This window comes from Acidimicrobiales bacterium, assembly GCA_035540975.1.
Lineage (GTDB): Bacteria > Actinomycetota > Acidimicrobiia > Acidimicrobiales.
In genome coordinates, this window is the sequence record DATLFN010000096.1 from 16323 (window position 1) to 34734 (window position 18412).

Genomic DNA, 18412 nt, shown 5'->3' on the forward strand with positions numbered 1-18412 from the left:
GTGCCTCGGGGTGGGGCGCCCTCGGGGCGCGCCGTCGGCCGCTGGGCGGCGTCGCTGCTGGTGGGTGCCGTGGCGGCGGCGGGGTGCTCGTCGTCGCCCTCGTCGCCGTCGTCGACGCCGTCCTCGGCGTCGTCTGGTGGGTCGGGGGCCGGGCCGGGGGGCGCTGGTCCCCCTTCCTCGGAAGCGCCGCCCGCCACCCGGGTCGACCGGCCCCGGGGCGGCTCGGCCCGGGTCGGGGTGTGGGGGGAGCCCGACCCGGCGGCGCCGACGCTGGGCGGCTCCGCCGTGCGGGCCCTGGTGCTGCCGCAGCTGTTCGTGGCCGGCCCCGACGGGCGCTGGTCCCCGTCGCTGGTCGCCGACGGGAGCGACCGGGACAGCCCCGGCCACACCACCGCCACCTTCCGGGTCCGCGACGGGGCGGTGTGGTCGGACGGCTCGCCCGTGACCGCCGACGACCTGCGCCGCTCGGCCGACCCCCGCTTCGTCGCCGGCGTGGACGGCCCGGGGGCCGACGGGACCGTCACGGTGCGGTTCACGTCGCCCCTGCCGGGATGGCGCCGGCTGTGGTCGGGGACGGACTCGGTAGCGGCGCCGGGGCCCGGTGTGTGGGGCGGCCCGTTCGTGGTGGAGGCGTACGTCCCCGGGCTGGAGGCGGTGCTGCGGGCGAACGACCGGTGGCACCGGGGGCGGCCTTTCCTCGACGAGGTCCGGCTCGTGCTCGTCCCCGAGGCGACCATCGCCCGCAAGCTCCTGGAGAAGGGCGACCTGGACGTGGTGATGCCGCCGGCGTCGTCCGTGCGGACGCGCCAGCTGGAGTCGATCCCGGGCGTGTCCGTGGCGCGCAGCGAGCGCAGCGGGTGGTGGACGGGGCTGCTGCTCCGCGCCGGCGGCCTCGCAAGGGCGCAGCGGGCGGCGGTGGCGGCGAGCGTCGACCGGGGCGCCTTCGTGGGCACGCTCCTCCGGGACGAGGCCGCGGTGCTCGACGGGTTCGCCGACGGCGCTGGCGCTGGCCGGGGCGGGGCCTGGGCAGGGGTGGGGCCGGGGACGCCCTCGGCCCTGCGCGGCGTCACCGTCGACGTGGTGGGCCAGCTGGAGGAGCCCATGCTGGAGGTGCTGCAGCGGGCCATGCAGAAGCGGGCGCACCCGGCGGGCGGGCGGCTGGAGCTGCGCAACGCCGAGGCCGACCGGGTGGAGCGGTGGGTGGCGGAGGGGGCGTACCAGGCGGCCGTCGTGATGCAGCTCGACGGGCCCGATCCGTGCTGGACGTGCCGGTGGGCGTCGGTCGACGAGGGGCTGGCGCGGGCGGCCGACGCCGGCGACGAGGCCGCCGTCAGCGCCCTGGAGGCCAGGCTTCGGGACGACGCCCTCCTGCTGCCGCTGTGGCGGCCGGTGACCGTGGTGGCGTGGCGCGACGGGCTCGGCGGGGTGCGCCCCAACGGCTACGCGCCGAGCGCCGCCTGGAACGCCGAGGAGTGGTGGCGGGTGCGCTGACCCAAGCCGGTCCGGGGGACGTCTGCGGTAGAGTGACCGTCCCGTGCCGGTCGACGGGCGGGGCCACGTCGGAGTGGCGGAATAGGCAGACGCGCCAGCTTGAGGGGCTGGTGCCCGCAAGGGCGTGGGGGTTCAAGTCCCCCCTCCGACACCACTGGGGAGCCGCGAAAGCCCTGGTCAGGGGCTTGCGGCGGCGCCGGTGTAGATGCCCGAAGGGCCGCTTGTCATCAATTTGTCATCACCGTCACGCGGCCGCTGACCGTTGCTGGACCGCAGGGTCCGACGTCAGTTGGCGTCGTCGTCGGCGTGAATCGAGCAACGAGGACCCTCGGCAAAGCTCGAAGGCACCGTGCTCGGAGCGCACGGTGCCTGGCGACTTCGGGCGAAAATGACCCAGCACGTCGACACCGGGATGGGACCATGAGGTGATGGCCGATGGAGGCGACGACGACCTGGTGTTGGAGCTCGCGAGGCGGGCCGATGCCGCGGCGACCGAGCATGAGTGGGAGCACCAGATCGTCGACGCCATCGTCGGCGGCCGACGTCACGACACCGATCGCCAGCGCCTCGCCGACGCCTTCCGGTTCCACGCCCGCGATAAGGACGGGGATGGTGAGCGATTCGGGCCGATGGTGACCTTTGAAGGTGGAGGGTCAGTGCCGGCCCCGCTCCCCAAGATGCCCGACCAAGCGTACGAGCTGTGGGAGCGGGTGCTGGGGCACGCACAGCATCCCCGCGTTCGGGCTCGGTTGCACGACCTCCTCTTCGAGCGCAGGTGGGGCGAAGTCGGAGTTCATCTCACCGGTGCAGCGGAGGCGTACATCGAGGACGGGATTTCAGGGAACCCTCAGTCGTTGCACTCGGTCGACGCACTTCGCCGCGCAGATCACCTGGCTCGGCTCGGCCGCCGAAACGATCTCGTCGACCGTGTCACGGCTGAGGTCGTTCGGACTGCTGGAGCCAGCATCGATGACGCCGAGCCAAAGCCAGGGGTTGCCGTGCGCTTGATCAAGATTCTTGTCGATGGTCGTTGTGCCGATCCGGTGGTCGACGATCTTCTCCATCGAGCACGCTGCCGCTTTCCGGACGCCTCGAACGTTGAGAGGACGATCGAGCTCCAGCGCCGACGCGCAGCCGACGAGGGCGCGCGGAAGGATCTCGACCGTCAGCTTGTCGAGCGTTGGCTCGACGAGGCCGAATGCGCCGACCCGCTCGTTGCAATAATGCATCGGGAGAAGGCGGCGAAGCTCGCTCGAGAGCGGGGACTCCCCGATCTCGTCGATCGTGCCGTTGTGGCCATGCAGACGGCCGGCCCGCCCGAGCTGGCGCGCATCCAAGTCGAGATTCCATCGACCATCACACCAGAGCAGGTTGAGGAGTACATCGGCTCGATGGTGGGCGGCACCTGGTGGGAGTCGGTGATGAGGTTGCTTGCGAATGGTCCGCCCACCGGGGATGTCGACCGCAATCGCAAGACGGCTGCCGAACTCGGTCGGGAGCATCCGCTTCAGGCGCTGTTTCCCAAAGTGCGTCTCGGCGGAGACGGTTTGCCGCGTTACTCGGCCCAGTCCAACGACGACAAGCTCGACGACCAGCTGACCGACATCGAAATCATGGGACTCCAGTTGTATGGCCCGCTGGTGGCTGAGGCGCTCCGAAGGGTCGGTGCGGCATTCGACCCAACAGTCGAGGACGTTGTCGAGGCGCTTGGCGCCGTCCGTTGCGACGGAGCGACCGCGGCGTTGATCGCCCGGGTGGTGTGCCGGTTCAATGCCGGCGACTACGAAGCCGCCGCGTACACCGGTCTTCCGCTGGTCGAACGGCTGTCCCGCACCCTCCTGCTTGCAGTCGATTCGCCGCTGTACCGCGTCCAGAGGGAGCGAGCACCCGGAACGTATCCCGGGCTCGGCGCACTGCTGCCGCAGCTCGCCGAGCGCGGTCTCGATGAGTCGTGGTACCGGTTCCTGCGGACGCTCCTCTCAGCCCCGAACGGTTGGAACTTCCGAAACGAAGCCCTTCATGGGTTCGTCGACGACGTCGGCGCCACCGGTGCTGGTCTGGTCCTGATCGCTGTCCTGTACCTGACTTTCGTGCATCCGAAGCCCATCGACGGCGCGGATTCTGAGCCAGCGCGCAATGCTTGAACCGGGAGCGGTGAGTCGCGACCGCCTTGGTGCACTCGTGGCTGCGTGCTACGTCTGGTCGGCCTCCTCTTCGCCATGATTGGCTGGCTCCCGCCCGCCATCGTCCAGGAGCGGTCGTCCAAGGTATCCGGCTGGATCAGGCAGGTTTCTGTCGAACCAGTGCGTTCGGTAGACGGCTGCACCGTCCGTCCACCAGGCAAGGTGCCAACCACCATCCTTGAAGATGAAGGCAGCTCGCTCCATACCGGGAAACACGCCACGTTCCCGCTGAAGGCCGGCGAACCCCGCAAGCGTGTTCGCCTGCTTGAGCCCGGCCAGCAGGTTCTCCTCAGCTTCGACGGCGTCGTACTCGGAAGGTATGAAACCGTAGAGCAAGGTGCCATCACCAAGTTCAAATCGCAGGACGAGCATGCGGTCACGATCAGGTTCCCTAGACCGACTCCATGCGGCGCGCAGCCACCTCGCAAATGACTCCGCAGACTCCTTGCCGAGAGCCTCGAAGAAGGCACCCGTGAACTTGCAGGCGCCCCAGACAACCGGAATACTGAGGGTCCAAATCAATGGTGGGAGGTGTGACCACTTCTCCTCGACTTCGACTTCGAAGGGCGCCTCCTCAATCAACGCCTCGAGTGAATCGGTCGAGTAATTCCGACCGACAAGATTTAGCCTCACGTCAGTAACTGGCGGATGATCCGCTTCTGGCAGCAACTCGGTTTGGAGGAGTATGTCCGTCGGGTCGTCACCTGCTGGAACGAGCTGTCGAAGGGAGCTGCCTCGAAGCTCCAACTCAAACTCACCATCGGGTGCTTCAACCACCTCAGCTGAATGCCATCGGCCGATGGGCGGTATGTAGTCGAGGTGCTCGATCGTCATCGGGAGAAACGCGCCTTCTGAGACCTGAGCAGCGGCTCCTTCGAGCGCTTCGCGAGTCACCTGGGTGATGTGGTCGGTGCCTGCGACGCGGACTTGGCGTGTAGACATCGCTCTGGCTACATAGTCGGAAGGAACCCACTCGTCACTCATAGATTCAGGCTATGCGCTGCCGGTATGTTTGTTGAATATGCGTTTGGCTACCCGCTCTGCAGCATCGCTCTGCATCGGGGGCGTGACGTGGGTGTAGATCTCCCGGGTCACAAAGGTGCTGGAGTGGTTGAGGCGGTCGCTGACGACCTTGATGTCGATGCCCTCGTGTAGCGCCAGGGTGGCCCAGGTGTGGCGGAGGCCGTGGAGGGTGAGCCTAGGTAGCCGGTCGCCGACGTGGAGCCGGTTGTACTGGTCCTGCTTGCGGAGGAACTCCCGGCTGAAGCGGTCGGGGTCGTAGGCGGAGCCGTCGGGCTTGCAGAAGACGTAGCCCTGGTCGACGTAGCCCGGCCCGACGAGGAGGCGCTCCTCGTTCTGCTGAGCCCGCCAGCGCCGGAGCATCGCCACCGTGTTGGAGTCGAGGGCGACCATGTGACCACGCTTGGTCTTCGGCAGCTCCTTCACGACGATCACGTGGTCGATCGATGTGACCTGGCGGGAGATGACCGCCGTCGCCCGGTCGAGATCGACGTCGGACCAGCGCAGTCCGAGGCACTCGCCGCGCCGGCAGCCCGTGGTGGCCACGAAGATCCACGGCGCCAGGTAACGGTTGTCGGCGACGAAAGAGAGGAAGGCGCCGAGCTGCTCGGCCGTCCAGGTCGTGCGCTGGCCGCGCATTGTCGACCCGACGGGCGGGGGAGTGGCGGCGTCGGCCACGTTGCGGGCGACACGGTTCCACCGCATGGCGTCCTTCAGGGCGGCGTGGAGGATCGAGTGGACGTACCGCACCGTCCTCGGGTTGAGCCCGGCCGGTGGCGGCACCCGCGTCGCCGGCGGGGTCTGGCGGCGGCGGTGGAGGGCGGCGACGGCGTGGCGGGTGATGCCGGCCTCGTTCGGGAAGGCCTCGGCGACGCCGGCGGCCACCGCCGTCCAGGTGAGCCCGCTCGCCCGGAGGTCGTCGACCAGGTCGCCGACGTCGGCCGGGTGGACGTGCTTCGGCGGCGTCGCCGGGCGGCGGCCCGACTCGAGGAGGGCCCGGTACATGGCCGTGAGGTCGAGGGGAGTGAGCTGCTGGAGAAGGATGCCGCCGATGTGCGGGACGACATGGAGGCGGACGTAGCGCCGATACGACCGGTAGGTGCTCTCCTCCAGCGTCGGGGGTGCCTGGGTTGGAAGCCACTCCTCTTCGAGGAACTCCCGGACCGTCACCCGCTCCGGTCGCACCCACGTCCCCTTCTGGAGGGAGCTCATCGCCGCAATGCGGGCCGCCTCGGCCTCCCGCCGGGTGCGGAAGCCGCCCTTGCTGACCTGGCGGCGTTCGCCGCCGCCATCGGTGACGTACACGTAGTACGTCCAGGTGGTCCCTCGCTTGCGGACATTGCCGCGGCTACTCATCGTCGACCTCCTGCGCATCGGTTGCGGGCGCACGGCGGCGCCGCTTGGCTGCGGGGCGGCGCTTGGCCGCGAGGTCGTCCACGACCTGCGGGTCGAGGAAGGTACCGGGACGGTAGTTGTTGAAGGCGTTCAGGGCGTCGGCCAGACCGCGGAGGTTCTCAGCGAACGTGGCCACGTCGTCCCCCCGGCGGGGAGCACCCCGCATGCGCCGGGCGGCGAGCCCGTGGAAGGCGGCGGCGAGGACGTCCTCCGGCAGGAGGGGCGTCCGGAGCCGGGCGCCGGCGAGGGCGGCGAGGCGGTCGTCGTCGTCCAGGTTGTCTCCGGGCGGGGCTTCGACCGCCGCCCGCAGCACGTGCTCCCAGTTGGCGGCGCGCTCAGCGAGGACGGCGAAGTTGCCGCGATGGCCAAGGGCGAGCACCAGCAGGTACTCCCACGGGAGCCCGCCCTCGGCGTCATCCGTCACGAGCTGGCCCTCGCCGTCATCGGGCGGCAGGAAGAAGAAGAGCACGGGCAGGTCGAACGTGCGGGCCAGCGCCACCAGTTCGTTGGCAGTGAACTGGCGGACCCGCTGACCGGCGACCGACCCCTCGGCCTGGGCAACCGTGGCCTGGCTCCACTTCGAGCCGGTGAACTTGCTGAGCCGCTCAGCGACCTCGGTCTGCGTCAGCCGCCGTAGCTCCCGGGCCCGAGCGAGGTTGTGTGCCACGACCTGGCTGGCGTTCCAGCTCCGGTCGCCTTGCGCTCGGGCTCTCGCCACAGGGCCTCCGTCTCAGATGGGGGACAGGCGGCCGGCGGCCTGGTGTTGCGCCGTCCGCCCCGCCATTCCATCATGTTATGAGAAATTACGCCAGCGTAATCTTCCGAGCGAGCCGGAGGTGGCGATGAGCTACGACGATCTTCCTCCCTTCCTGCGGGTCGAGCAGGCCATGGAGCTGCTGCAGCTGGGCCGGTCGCAGCTCTACGCGCTTACCAACCGGTGGCTGGAGACGGGCGGCAAGGAGGGCATCCCGGTCGTGAAGTTCGGGCGGTGCCTGCGCATCCCCACGGCTGCCGTCCTGCGGATGGCGCTCATCCTGCCGGGCCCAGCGGGCGACACCGATGCCGCCTGAGGTCCTGATCGAGCACCACTACCCGGCGGCACTCGCCTTCCTGCGCGCCCACGGGGGTCACTCGCTCGCGGTCCTGCACGACCTCCTGGCCCGGGCCGAGCGCCGTGACGGGGCGCTCGTCGCCCGGGCCAGCACCCGCGAGATCGCCGAGCGCCTGCAGTTCCTCTCCAAGGACACGGTGCACCGCTCGCTGCGCCAGCTGGCCCGCGCCGGCGTGATCGAGGCGCTCGACCGGCGGGCCGGCTCGTCCTTCGCGCCGACGACCTACGTCGTCCACCTCGACGACTCCGGCATCACCGTCCTTCCCGACGGCCGATCCGCCTGACCACCGAGGGAGCCCCATGACCCACCCGATCGCACCCCACCTGTCGCACTTCCAGACAGACGAGTGCACGGCCTCGTGCGGGACGCGGCCGTGACCGCCCGCACCACCACGCTCAAGGGCGCCGACGCCGGCCGCTACTACGTGGAGGACCAGCTCGGCTACTACCTCGACCGGGGCGAGCCGCCCGGGCGGTGGATGGGCAGGGGAGCGGAGCACCTCGGACTTGCCGGCGAGGTGGACGAGGACGCCTTCCTCGACCTCATGGCCGGCATTGACCCCGGGCGCGGGGAGCTGCTCGGCACCCGCCATACCGAGCGCACCGTGCGCGGCTACGACGTGACCTGTTCGGCGCCCAAGTCGGTCTCGGTGCTGTGGGCCGTCGGCGACGACCCCGTGCGCGAGCAGGTCCTGGCCGGCCACGACGCGGCGGTGAACGGGGTCGTCGACTGGATCGACAGCCACGCCCACTGCCGCTACCGGGTGGCCGGCGACGTGCGGGTGTTCGACGCCGAGGGAGTCGTGGCGGCGCTGTTCCGCCAGCACACCAGCCGGGCGCTGGACCCGCAGCTCCACACCCACGCCGTCATCGTGAACCGGGTCCTCGCGCCAGACGGTCGGTGGCTGGCCCTCGACGCCCGGACCATCAAGCGGGACCAGCGCAGCCTCAGCGCGCTCTACCACGCCGGGCTGCGGACCGAGCTGACGCAGCGCCTCGGCGTGCGGTGGCGGGAGCCGGCCAACGGGATCGCCGAGATCGCCGGCGTGCCCGACGACGTGCTGGCCGAGTTCTCCCAGCGGTCGGAGGCGGTGGAGGCCCGCATCGAGGAGAAGCTGGAGCGCTTCACCGAAACCTTCGAGCGCGACCCGACGCCGCGGGAGCGATGGACGCTGGAGCGGGAGGCCGTGCTCGACAGCCGCCCGGCCAAGACCGAGTCCGACCCGGCGTCACTGGAGCGCGAGTGGCTGGGCCGGCTGGCCGGCCTCGACCTGACCCCTGAGAGGCTGGTCGCCGGCGCCGTGGAGGTCGAGGCCGGCATCCACCACCTCGACCGTGCCGCCGAGGCCGACCTGGTGGAGCGGGCCCTCGTCTCGCTGGCCGAGCGGCAGTCCACCTGGCGGGTCGCCGAGCTGGTCCGGGAGCTGGCGGCCGCCGTGCCGACGTCGCTGGCCGTGCCGGCCGCCGAGCTGGCCCCCTGGCTCGACCGCGTTGCCGACCAGGTCGTGGCTACCCGCATGGTCGACCTGTCCCGGCCCGTCGCCGACGGCGTCGAGCTGCGCATCGACGGCCGTCCGGTCACCGAGGGGGCAGTCGACCGGGTGCTGACACTTCCCGCGGTCCTGGCCGAGGAGGAGCGGGTCGTGACCCTGGCCGAACGGCGCACCGCCGCCGGCGGGGATGACCACGCCGTCACCGCCACGGAAGAGCTCGACGCTCCCCAGCAGGCGCTGGCCGAGGCGGTGGCGGGTGAGCGGGCGCTGGTTCTGGCCGTCGGGCCCGCCGGCACGGGGAAGACCTCGGCCCTGCGCCCGGCCGTCGACCAGCTGCGCCGGGAAGGGCGGGCCGTGTTCGGCGTGGCCCCGTCGGCCGCCGCCGCCGAGGTCCTCGGCTCGGATGCCGGGGTGGACGCCGACACCATCGACAAGCTCCTGGTGGAGCACACCCTCGACCGCCCGCCAGATCACCGTTACGCCCTGCCGGCCGGCGCGACGGTCATCGTCGACGAGGCCGCGATGGTGGCAACCCCGCGGCTGGCCGAGCTCGTCGACCTGGCCGACCGGCACGGCTGGCGCCTCGCCCTGGTCGGCGACCCGCTGCAGTTCTCCGCCGTCGGGCGCTCAGGGATGTTCGGCCACCTGGTCGATACCTTCGGCGCCATCGAGCTGGGCCGGGTCCACCGGTTCCACCACGAGTGGGAGCGCGAGGCCAGCCTCCGGCTCCGTCGGGGGGACACCTCGGTCATCGACCTCTACGAGCAGCACGGTCGCCTGCACGGCGGTACCCCGCGGCAGATGCGGCGGGCGGTCGTCGAGCGGTGGTGGCGGGCCGTCGAGAACGGGGAGACGGCGTCGATGATGGCGCCGAGCAACGAAGCGGTGGTGGCCCTCAACCGGGCGGCGCAGTGGCGCCGGCTCGAGGCCGGCCAACTGGATCCCGAGGGCCCGTCGCTGGAGGTGGGGCAGTACCGCCTCCACCCCGGCGACCTGGTGGCCACCCGCCAGAACGACCGCAAGCTCGTGACCGATCGCCATCTCATGGTCAAGAACCGCGACCGCTGGACGGTGGAGGCGGTCCACCGTGACGGCAGCCTGTTCGTGGCGGGCCGGACCGGCAGGGTGCGGTTGCCGGCGGCGTACGTGGCCAGCCAGGTGGAGCTGGCCTATGCCGAGACCAGCCACGCCAACCAGGGCCGCACCGTGGACCGTTCCTTCCTCTACCTCGACGGGCCCACCGGGGCGAGCGGCGTCTACGTCCCGCTCACCCGCGGCCGGGAGTCGAACGACGCCTACGTGGCGATCCAGGGGCTGCAGACCCCGGCCGACGTGTTGGCCGAGGCGCTCAGCCGGACCTGGGTCGACCGCCCGGCCGTCGCCGTGCGGGCCGAGCTGCGGGCGGAACCGGCCGGCGACGGCAGCGGCCAGCTCCTCGACGGCGCCGAGCTGCGGCGGCTCATGGAGCGGTCGGCAGAGATCGGGCGGAGCCTGGCCAGCGCCAGGTACGAGCCGGACGCCCAGCAGAAGAGACTCGACCGCCTGACCGCCGGACGGCAGGCCATGGCGCAGTCCATCGCCCAGCACGAGGCCCAGCTCGACCAGGCGCGCCGCATCCTGGCCGAGCACGACCACCCGCTGGTGTGGCGCCTCCACCGGGCCGACGTCGAGAGCGCCCGCGCCGGGATCAAGTGGCTGCCGGGCGCTATCAAGGGGGACCGGGCCAAGCTCTCTGCAACCGATGCGCAGATTGCTCAGGTGGAGCGCAACCTTGAGCGCGCCGCCCGGCTCGCCGACCAGAAGCCGGAGCTCCTGGCCGAGCGCGCCATGATCAGCGTTCAGCTGGAAGGGGACCTCCGGGCCCGTGGCGTGTCGGCGGCCGCCGAGCCAGCCGTCGTCGAGACCCTCGGCCCCAAGCCGGCCGGTGGCGCCGCCGAGGCGCTGTGGTGCGACGCCGCCGCCCACGTCTCGCAGCATGAGGCGGCCTTCGGCCACTCCGGAGGCCGGTCGCGCGGGTGGCCGAACGTCGGGCTCGGGGATGACGCATACGCGTCAAGCCAGAAGGCGATGCGGGACGCCATCGAGAGGCTCGACCGGTCCCTCGGGCGTGGCCCAGAGATCGAGCCGCCCCATCGCTCGCTCGGGCTGTCGCTGTAGCCGACCGGCGCGGCACGAATGACTGTCGCACCCGGCTTGGATACTTGTAGTTGGCGGTGCCGCTTCTTCCGGACCGGCCCGGCTCGGGCGTCAGCCGAACATGCCGCCCCAGATTTCGGCGGCTCCAGACGTTCGGTGGTCCGCAGACCGCAGACAGCGGCCCGTTAGGGTTCCGCTGGTGCCCATGGGTCAACCCCCGTCGATGGCGAGCCCCCTATGATCGAACACGTGTTTGTGGGTGGTCGCCATGGTCAAGCCGCATCAACTGTCCCTGCTCGAGGTCCCGGTGACGCTCGCTGAGCTCACCCGTGATCCCGGCTCCGACTACGGCGAGGTGTTCACTCGGCGCTGGATCGTCGATCTGATCCTCGACCTCGTCGGCTACACCGAGGACCAGGACCTAGGGGGCCAACGACTAGTCGAGCCCTCGTGTGGGACCGGCGCGTTCCTGGTCCCGGTCGTCGACCGCCTGATCGCCTCCTGTCGCCGGCAGGGTCGAAAGCTGGGCTCGATCGAGGGCGCCGTTCGGGCCTTCGACCTGCTCGACGCCAACGCGCAGCGGGCTCGGAAGGCGGCTGCACAGCGTCTGGAGGAGGCCGGGCTCGACCCGCCCTCGGCGGCGCGCATCTCGAGGAGCTGGGTGACGACAGGGGACTTCCTGCTCGCCCACCACGAGCCTGTCTCCGCCGACTACGTCGTCGGGAACCCGCCGTACATCCGCCTGGAGAACGTCGAGCCGGCGGTAATGGCCGAGTACAGACGCCGGTGCCCGACCATGCGGGGGAGGAGCGACATCTACGTCGGCTTCATCGAGCTCGGCCTCGATCTCCTGGCGCGCGAAGGCAAGTTGGGCTTCATCTGTGCCGACCGCTGGATGCGCAACCAGTACGGCGCCGACCTGCGGGCGCTGGTCGCCGGATCGTTCGCGGTCGATGCCGTGCTCACCATGCATGACGTCGAGGCCTTCGAGGATGAGGTATCGGCCTATCCGGCGATCGTCGTGCTCCGCAACGGCCCCCAGGCGAGCGCTGTCGTCGCCGACGCATCGAGCCGGTTCGGCGAGCCCGAGGCGGCGAAGCTGGCCCAGTGGGCCCGCCGGCCGCGGCGGCCGGTGCTGTCTACGCCCGGCCTCCAGGCCGCTCGCCTCGGTGAGTGGTTCAACGGGGGCGACCTCTGGCCGACGGGCAGCCCCGCTCAGCTTGCCTTGGTCGCCCAGCTGGAGGCGAGGTTTCCCCCACTTGAGGACATCAGGACGGGAACAAGGGTCGGTATCGGCGTGGCCACCGGTTGCGACGACGTCTACATCACCCACGACCGAGACCTTGTGGAGAGCGACCGGCTCCTGCCCCTCTTGCAGGCAAGCGACATAACGAACGGCACGCCGACTTGGGGTGGTGGCTACCTGGTGAACCCCTGGGAGGGCGACGGCTTGGTCGACCTGGGGCGGTACCCACGGCTGCGCCGGTACCTCACCAGGAACGCTGCCCGGCTCCGCGAGCGACACACGGCACGCAAGAACCTCAGCCAGTGGTACCGAACGATCGACCGCGTGCACCCCGACCTTCAGGGGAGGCCGAAGCTCGTGCTACCGGACATCAAGGCGGCGTCGCACCCGGTCCTCGACGATGGCCGCTACTACCCACACCACAACCTGTACTTCGTGACCAGCGACGAGTGGGATCTTGAGGTGCTCGGAGGCCTCCTGCTGTCGGACGTCGCCAATCTCTTCGTGGGGGCGTACTGCGTCAAGATGCGAGGCGGGTGCTACCGGTTCCAGGCCCAGTACCTGCGGCGGATCCGTGTGCCGCAGCCCCAAGCGGTATCCGCGCGTGACCGGCGAGCGCTGAGATCCGCCTTCGTCTCGAGAGACGTTGAGGCTGCGACGGCAACTGCGTTGAGGCTGTACGGGATCCAGGATCTCCTCCAGGTCCCTTGACTCCACTCGAGGCCGGTTGACGCCGCCGATCGCACCCCGCACACCGAAGGCCGTCCTCCTCACAAATCCTTACTGCGCGCCGCTCCGCTCCATGTACGACCGGCTGAGCCGTGGAAGAGCGACGAGTTGGAACCAGATCGAGGATGCGTTTCTGGCGGCGATGTCATCGTTCGACGACGGACTCCCGCCAGCCTTCAGCGGGACCGATCAGGACAAGACACGCCAGAGCAAGGAGCTGAGCGCCGCCATCCAGAATGGCAAGGGGGACTGGTTCAACAACCTCCTTGCCGACCTCTTGGAGACGTGCTCGGGCATCGAGAGGCTGTACGTACGTCGCCGCGTGCCCGGCCTCATCATTCCCGAGCACAACCTGGACGGCGTGTACCCAGGCGACGAGACCCGGGAGATCGAGTTCCTCCTGGAAGCGAAGATGATGGGCACTCCGAAGCATGCCAACAGTCCGGGCGAGAAGTCTGCGGGCCGCGCCGGCTCCATGGATACGGGCAAGCGGGTCAAGGAGCTGGCCTTCAAGTCGATCGACCTGAAGGGAGAGGCGGCTCGCCGGCTCGCGATGGCCGGCATGGCGCCGACGAGCGGGGGCGCCGGCGGCGGAGACCTATCGACGTGGCTCCATGGGAGTCGGCCCCGCATCTACTTCTTCATGGCGGTGCGTGTGCTGAACGACACTGATCTGGCGGCGGTCGTCCGATGGGCGGAGACCGCTGCGCAAGTGGTCGATGCAGTCGGGCTCTACTGCTACGAGCCCGTGACGGGATCGTTCACGACGTACCGTCGTCGTGGCGGCGTTCCCACCGCCTACGAACTCGAGCGCGTCCTCTACCGCGCGTGCATCGAACTCCAGGGTCTGAAAGCTGCGCCACCGCCGCCCATCCCCCATGACGTCGAGCCGAGCGCTGCAGCAAAGGCCGACGTTCTCACCGACGAAGCGAAGAAGACCGAGCCGCCCGCCGAGCGGCAGCCAGGCGTCGAAAACTAGGAGGTTCGATGGCGGTGTTCGTCCAGTACCTCGTACCGGTTCTGGCCGAGGTCGATCTTGCGTCAGGCCGGGTGACCCGGGTTCACGTCGAGGACGAGGCGGTGGGCGACGCCGATGAGGTCCTTGTCATCGACGAGCCGGACGTCTCAGCTGCAGATCGCGAACGTGCCATTGCAGTGGCGGCCGAGCAACCATGGCCAGCATGGGAGTTCGGGGGGTAGAGGTCGAGCCCGGACTCCCGGACAGGACGCCGCTCGCACGAGCGAGAGGGGAGATCGATGAGAACCACTGTGGACATCGACGACGAAGCGTTGGCTGCCGCCGCGGCCGTACTCGGTACCTCGACGAAGGTCGACACCGTGAACCGGGCCCTGGCCGAGGTCGCGGCGAGGCCACGTCGGGTCACCGCCGTTGAGCGGCTGCTCGCGGCCACAGACGATCTTGGGGATGCCGAGACCATGCAGCGAGCGTGGCGCTGAGCGCCGTCGGCCGGTTCCGCGGCGGGTCGACCGGTCAGGTTCAGCGTGTCGGCGACGGGCCTCTCGGCTCGCTGGAATCACCCCTGCTGGGACCGGCCAGGGCGGCGCCGTGTGATGTCGACGACACACCCGGCCGGGTGTGTCGCTTGTCATCAATTTGTCATCACTTCTCGGAAAAACTGCCTGGAAACGGCGCTACCTGTAATTACAAGCCGTCACGGATGACCCCTAAAAAAGTGGCTCTGACCAGCACTTATGCGAATTACATGCTATGTGACATTACGCCACGGGCATGAGTTCAAGTCCCCCCTCCGACACACGAGGCCGTCGGCGATGCCGAGCAGGTCTTCGTTGTCGACGGGACCGATCTCGCGGACGCTGAACAGGAGGCGGCCATCTCCGTCGCCGAAGACTCGTTCTGGCCGGCCTGGGAGTTCGGCTCGGGGTAGCAGCTGGCTCGAGGCATGGAACCCGCGAGCCGCGTCTACCGGTTCGTTCTCACTTTCGAGGTCGAACCCGGCCACGATGCCTACGCCGACCCCGAGTGGGCGGCGGACGCAGCTTGGGGCGCTCTCACCAACCTGTACGGACTGCGTTCGATCTACAGCGGCATCGAGGAGCTCGACCCGAGCGAAGGTTTCTCCTGACCGCCGCGGCCGCCCCCTGATATCCTACGAGAGCCGTCGTGATATCAGACGGAGGAGTCGGTGGCACGAACCTTGGTGGACATCAACGAAGAGGCGCTGGCCGCTGCGGCGGCGGAGCTCGGGACCACGACGAAGGTGGACACCGTCAACCGGGCGCTCGCCGAGATCGCGGCCAGGCCCCGACGGCTCGCCGCGCTGGAGCGGCTCCGCACCACCGCTGACGACCTGGGCGACGCGGAGATCATGCGGGGAGCATGGCGCTAGGCCGCTACCTGGCGGACAAGTCGGCATTCGAGCAGCAGCGCCACAGCGAGGCCGCTGCCGGGTTGCTCTCGGCCCTCGCCGCCGACGGCGCACTCTTCATGACGGAGATCGTCGCCCTGGAGCTGCTGTACTCCGCCCGCAGCTCGGACGACTACGACGTACGCCGCGAGGACCTGTTGAGCCTTCCCTGGTTCCACCTGACCCAGGCGGTGGCAGCACGTGCGCTCACGGTCCAGCACGAGCTGGCCGGGCGGGGACAGCACCGCCGACCGATCCCCGATCTCCTTGTCGCCGCCACCGCCCTCGAACACGACGCGATGCTGCTCCACTACGACCGGGACTTCGATCTCATCGCTGAGGTCACCGGTCTTTCGGCTCGCTGGATCATCCCTGCTGGGACCGGTCACGGCGGCGCCGTCTGATGTCGGCGACACGCCCCGCCTCCACGAGCACCCGCCGGGAGAATAAACGGCCAAGAGGGGGCCGGGGTGAGATTGAGATGCCGTCGAAGCGGTAGTGCCGGGTACCTCCGCCGGGAGCGCCTCCAGCCTACGCTCAGCCCGGCTTCGAGGTATGAGTTGAAGCCCCCCCTCCAACGTTAAGAACACCCTGGTCAGGGGTCCCTTATTCGCTCTGGCGGACAAGTCGGCTTTCCGAGCAGCACCGCCACAGCGAGGCCGACACGAACACTTCATATGATCGTGGATGTTCCGCCCGGCGGGCGCGAAGATGGGACCAACGGCCCTGCCAGGAAGGACCTCCGGCCCGGGCACCGTCCCCGTCGCGGCGGTTCGACTGGGAGCGGACCTCGTGGAGGTGGATCAGCCATGCGCCCAGCCAAGGTCGTGTCCGTCGTTGTCGGGTCGCTCGCCGCCCTGCTCGCCCTGGGGCTGGCGGCGGGGGGAGTGGCGCTGCTGTCCTTCCACGCCTCCGAGCGGGACGACGGCTTCTACACCACGTCGTGGGAGCGCTTCGAGACGCCGACGTACGCGCTGACGTCGGAGCGGGTCGACCTCGGCGCCGGCGGCGTGCCCTTCGACCCGGTGGACGGCGCGCAGATCTCGGCCCGGTCGAGCGACGGCCGGCCGGTGTTCGTCGGCATCGGCCGCTCGGCCGACGTGGGCCGCTACCTCGCCGGCGTGGCCAGGGACGAGCTCACCGACGTGGACTACGCACCCTTCGGGGCGACCCTCGAGCGCCACCCGGGGGAGCGGGCCCCCGCTCCGCCCGCGGAGCAGGCGTTCTGGGCGGCGTCGGCGAGCGGTCCGGGCCGCCAGGCCGCCACCTTCGACCCCGACGGCGGGGAGTGGGACGTGGTCGTGATGAACGCCGACGCATCGCGTGGCGTGTCGGTGGACGCCGCCCTCGGCGTGGACACCGGCCTCGTGCTCCCGCTCGGCATCGGGCTGCTGGTGGGCTCGGTGTCCTCGGCCGCCATCGCCGTCGTGCTCTTCGTCGTCGGGCTGCGGGGCACCGGCACGCAGCCGCAGCCCGCCGCCGGTTCCCCGTCCGCGGCCGCCAGCCCGCCGCCGACCCCGCCGCCGGCCGCGCCGCCGACGGCGCCCACGTCGCCCACCGGTGCCGCCGCCTACCCGGTACGGCTCGACGGCCGCCTCGACGAGCCGCTGAGCCGCTGGCTGTGGCTGGTCAAGTGGCTCCTCGCCCTACCGCACCTCGTCGTGCTGGCGTTCCTCTGGGTGGCGTTCGCCGTGCTGACGGTGATGGCGGGCTTCGCCGTCCTCTTCACCGGCCGGTACCCGCGAGGGATCTTCGACTTCAACGTCGGCGTCCTGCGCTGGACGTGGCGGGTCACGTTCTACGCCTTCGCCCTGGGGACCGACCGGTACCCGCCGTTCAGCATCCACCCCGACGCCGGCTACCCGGCGGGCCTGGCGGTGGACTACCCGGAGCGGCTGTCGCGGGGGCTGGTGGTGGTGAAGTGGTGGCTGCTCGCCCTGCCGCACTACCTGGTGGTGGCCGTGTTCGGCGGCGGGTTCACCTGGTGGTGGTGGGCGGGCCGCGGCGGGGCGGCCTTCGGCGCCGGGCTCATCGGCGTCCTGGTCCTGGTGGCGGCCGTGGCCCTGGCCTTCACCGGGCGCTACCTGCCCTCGGTGTTCGACTTCGTCGCAGGGATGTACCGCTGGTCGTACCGGGTGTGTGCGTACGCCGCCCTCCTGCGCGACGAGTACCCGCCCTTCCGGCTGGACGCCGGCGGCACCGACCCTGGTTCGGTGGTGGACGTCGCGGCGCCGCCGCCTCCCACGACACCCCTCGCCGGCGGCGACGGCGACCGGCTCCAGTCGACGGGCGCCCCCTCCCGCTAGTCGCCCCGTGCCGTCACCCGATCGAGGGCGGCGAGGGCGCCGTCCCGGGCGGTGGGCGGCCCCGTGTCGGCGAGCTGCATCAGGGCGAACAGGACCGCCCAGCCCCGCGCCCGCGCCGCTGCCGCCGGGTCGTCGTCGGCGTAGGCGGCGACGAACGTGCCGCGGGCCCACGAGGGGAGAAGCAGCCAGGCGGCGGCCAGGTCGGTGGCGGCGTCGCCCGCGCACAGGTCGCCCCAGTCGAGGACGCCGGCCAGGGTGCCGCCGGCCACCAGCACGTTGCCGGGGTGCAGGTCGCCGTGGACCCACACGGGCGGGCCGGGCGCCGGCGGCGCCGCACAGGCGTCGTCCCACACCCGGCGGACGGCGCGCGCGTCGACCTCGGGCGCCGCCAGCTCCAGCCGGTGCTCGAACGTGTCGGCCCGGTCGGCCAGCGGCACGCTCCGGAAGGGGTTGTAGGGGGCGTCACCGGGCGCCGGGGTGTGGAGCGTCCGGAGGAACCGGCCGAGCCGGCGGGCGGCGTCGGCCGCGGCGGTGACCTCGGTGCGGTCGGCGGAAGTCCCGTCCAGCCAGCGGACGACGGCCCATGGCCACGGGTACCCATCGCCCGGGCGGCCGGTCCGCACGGGAACGGGAACGGTGAGCGGGAGCGCGGGAGCAAGGGCGGGGAGCCACCGCTGCTCGTTGGCGGCGAGGGCGGCGGCCGCGGCGCGTCGCGGGAGACGGACCAGCAGCTCGTCGCCAAGGCGCCACAGCAGGTTGTCCCAGCCGGCCTCGACCTCCGCCAGCGGGAGACCGGCCAGGTCCGGGTGCTGGTCGGCGAGCAGCGACCGGACCAGCGCCTCGTCCACGTCGATCTCGGCCGGCGGGCGCAAGGCCGCGATCCTACGGGCGGCGACGAGGTTGCCGTCGTTCAGT

17 protein-coding genes and 1 tRNA gene are annotated in these 18412 nt (G+C 70.7%); 14 read left to right on the forward strand and 4 right to left on the reverse strand.

Annotation, left to right across the window (positions count from 1 at the left end; genetic code table 11):
* The 3 genes from VM242_10565 (at position 1) to VM242_10575 (ending at position 3635) form a co-directional block, all read left to right on the forward strand.
* Positions 1–1491 (forward strand): ABC transporter substrate-binding protein, encoded by a 1491-nt coding sequence (locus VM242_10565; GenBank protein ID HVM05608.1) that lies wholly within the window; start codon positions 1–3, stop codon positions 1489–1491.
* Between the two features lie 67 nt (positions 1492–1558).
* Positions 1559–1645, forward strand: a tRNA-Leu gene (locus tag VM242_10570).
* Positions 1646–1919: 274 nt separating this feature from the next.
* Entirely contained in the window at positions 1920–3635 is a 1716-nt protein-coding gene (locus VM242_10575; GenBank protein ID HVM05609.1) for a DUF4209 domain-containing protein, read from the forward strand.
* Positions 3636–3683: 48 nt separating this feature from the next.
* Here the strand turns inward: VM242_10575 and VM242_10580 are convergent, their stop codons facing one another.
* From VM242_10580 to VM242_10590, 3 genes are read right to left on the reverse strand one after another with little or no spacing between them, the layout of a single operon-like run.
* Positions 3684–4658, reverse strand: coding sequence for a hypothetical protein (locus tag VM242_10580; GenBank protein ID HVM05610.1), 975 nt, complete (start codon positions 4656–4658; stop codon positions 3684–3686).
* 9 nt (positions 4659–4667) lie between these two features.
* The gene (locus VM242_10585; GenBank protein ID HVM05611.1) at positions 4668–6050 is read right to left on the reverse strand and encodes a site-specific integrase; all 1383 of its coding nucleotides are present in this window, start codon (positions 6048–6050) and stop codon (positions 4668–4670) included.
* Positions 6043–6756: a helix-turn-helix transcriptional regulator gene (locus VM242_10590; GenBank protein ID HVM05612.1), complete on the reverse strand. Its 714-nt coding sequence runs from the start codon at positions 6754–6756 to the stop codon at positions 6043–6045. Before VM242_10590 ends, VM242_10585 begins: the two co-directional genes overlap by 8 nt.
* Before the next feature lie 175 nt (positions 6757–6931).
* Here VM242_10590 and VM242_10595 point away from each other — a divergent pair, with 175 nt between their 5' ends.
* The 11 genes from VM242_10595 to VM242_10645 all read left to right on the forward strand — a co-directional run bounded on the left by VM242_10595 (position 6932) and on the right by VM242_10645 (position 17497).
* Entirely contained in the window at positions 6932–7159 is a 228-nt protein-coding gene (locus VM242_10595) for a hypothetical protein (GenBank protein ID HVM05613.1), read from the forward strand.
* Positions 7149–7484: a winged helix-turn-helix domain-containing protein gene (locus tag VM242_10600; protein ID HVM05614.1), complete on the forward strand. Its 336-nt coding sequence runs from the start codon at positions 7149–7151 to the stop codon at positions 7482–7484. Before VM242_10595 ends, VM242_10600 begins: the two co-directional genes overlap by 11 nt.
* Positions 7485–7559: 75 nt before the next feature.
* Positions 7560–10850 (forward strand): MobF family relaxase, encoded by a 3291-nt coding sequence (mobF, locus tag VM242_10605; GenBank protein ID HVM05615.1) that lies wholly within the window; start codon positions 7560–7562, stop codon positions 10848–10850.
* A 247-nt stretch (positions 10851–11097) separates the two neighbouring features.
* Positions 11098–12786, forward strand: a complete 1689-nt coding sequence (locus VM242_10610; protein HVM05616.1) for an Eco57I restriction-modification methylase domain-containing protein — start codon at positions 11098–11100, stop codon at positions 12784–12786.
* 91 nt (positions 12787–12877) lie between these two features.
* Positions 12878–13783: a hypothetical protein gene (locus VM242_10615; protein ID HVM05617.1), complete on the forward strand. Its 906-nt coding sequence runs from the start codon at positions 12878–12880 to the stop codon at positions 13781–13783.
* An 8-nt stretch (positions 13784–13791) separates the two neighbouring features.
* On the forward strand, positions 13792–14004 hold the full coding sequence (locus tag VM242_10620) for a hypothetical protein (protein ID HVM05618.1): 213 nt from the start codon (positions 13792–13794) through the stop codon (positions 14002–14004).
* A 69-nt stretch (positions 14005–14073) separates the two neighbouring features.
* Positions 14074–14262 carry a type II toxin-antitoxin system VapB family antitoxin gene (locus VM242_10625; GenBank protein ID HVM05619.1) on the forward strand — a complete coding sequence of 63 codons (189 nt, stop codon included), beginning with the start codon at positions 14074–14076 and terminating at the stop codon, positions 14260–14262.
* A gap of 464 nt (positions 14263–14726) precedes the next feature.
* The gene (locus tag VM242_10630) at positions 14727–14909 is read left to right on the forward strand and encodes a hypothetical protein (GenBank protein ID HVM05620.1); all 183 of its coding nucleotides are present in this window, start codon (positions 14727–14729) and stop codon (positions 14907–14909) included.
* Positions 14910–14969: 60 nt separating this feature from the next.
* The gene (locus VM242_10635) at positions 14970–15173 is read left to right on the forward strand and encodes an antitoxin (protein HVM05621.1); all 204 of its coding nucleotides are present in this window, start codon (positions 14970–14972) and stop codon (positions 15171–15173) included.
* On the forward strand, positions 15164–15595 hold the full coding sequence (locus VM242_10640; protein ID HVM05622.1) for a PIN domain-containing protein: 432 nt from the start codon (positions 15164–15166) through the stop codon (positions 15593–15595). The genes VM242_10635 and VM242_10640 overlap by 10 nt, the downstream gene beginning before the upstream one ends.
* 405 nt (positions 15596–16000) lie before the next feature.
* Positions 16001–17497 (forward strand): DUF4389 domain-containing protein, encoded by a 1497-nt coding sequence (locus tag VM242_10645; protein HVM05623.1) that lies wholly within the window; start codon positions 16001–16003, stop codon positions 17495–17497.
* Here VM242_10645 and VM242_10650 read toward each other — a convergent pair.
* On the reverse strand, positions 17494–18412 hold a 919-nt coding region (locus VM242_10650), incomplete at its 5' end, for an aminoglycoside phosphotransferase family protein (GenBank protein ID HVM05624.1). The genes VM242_10645 and VM242_10650 overlap by 4 nt on opposite strands.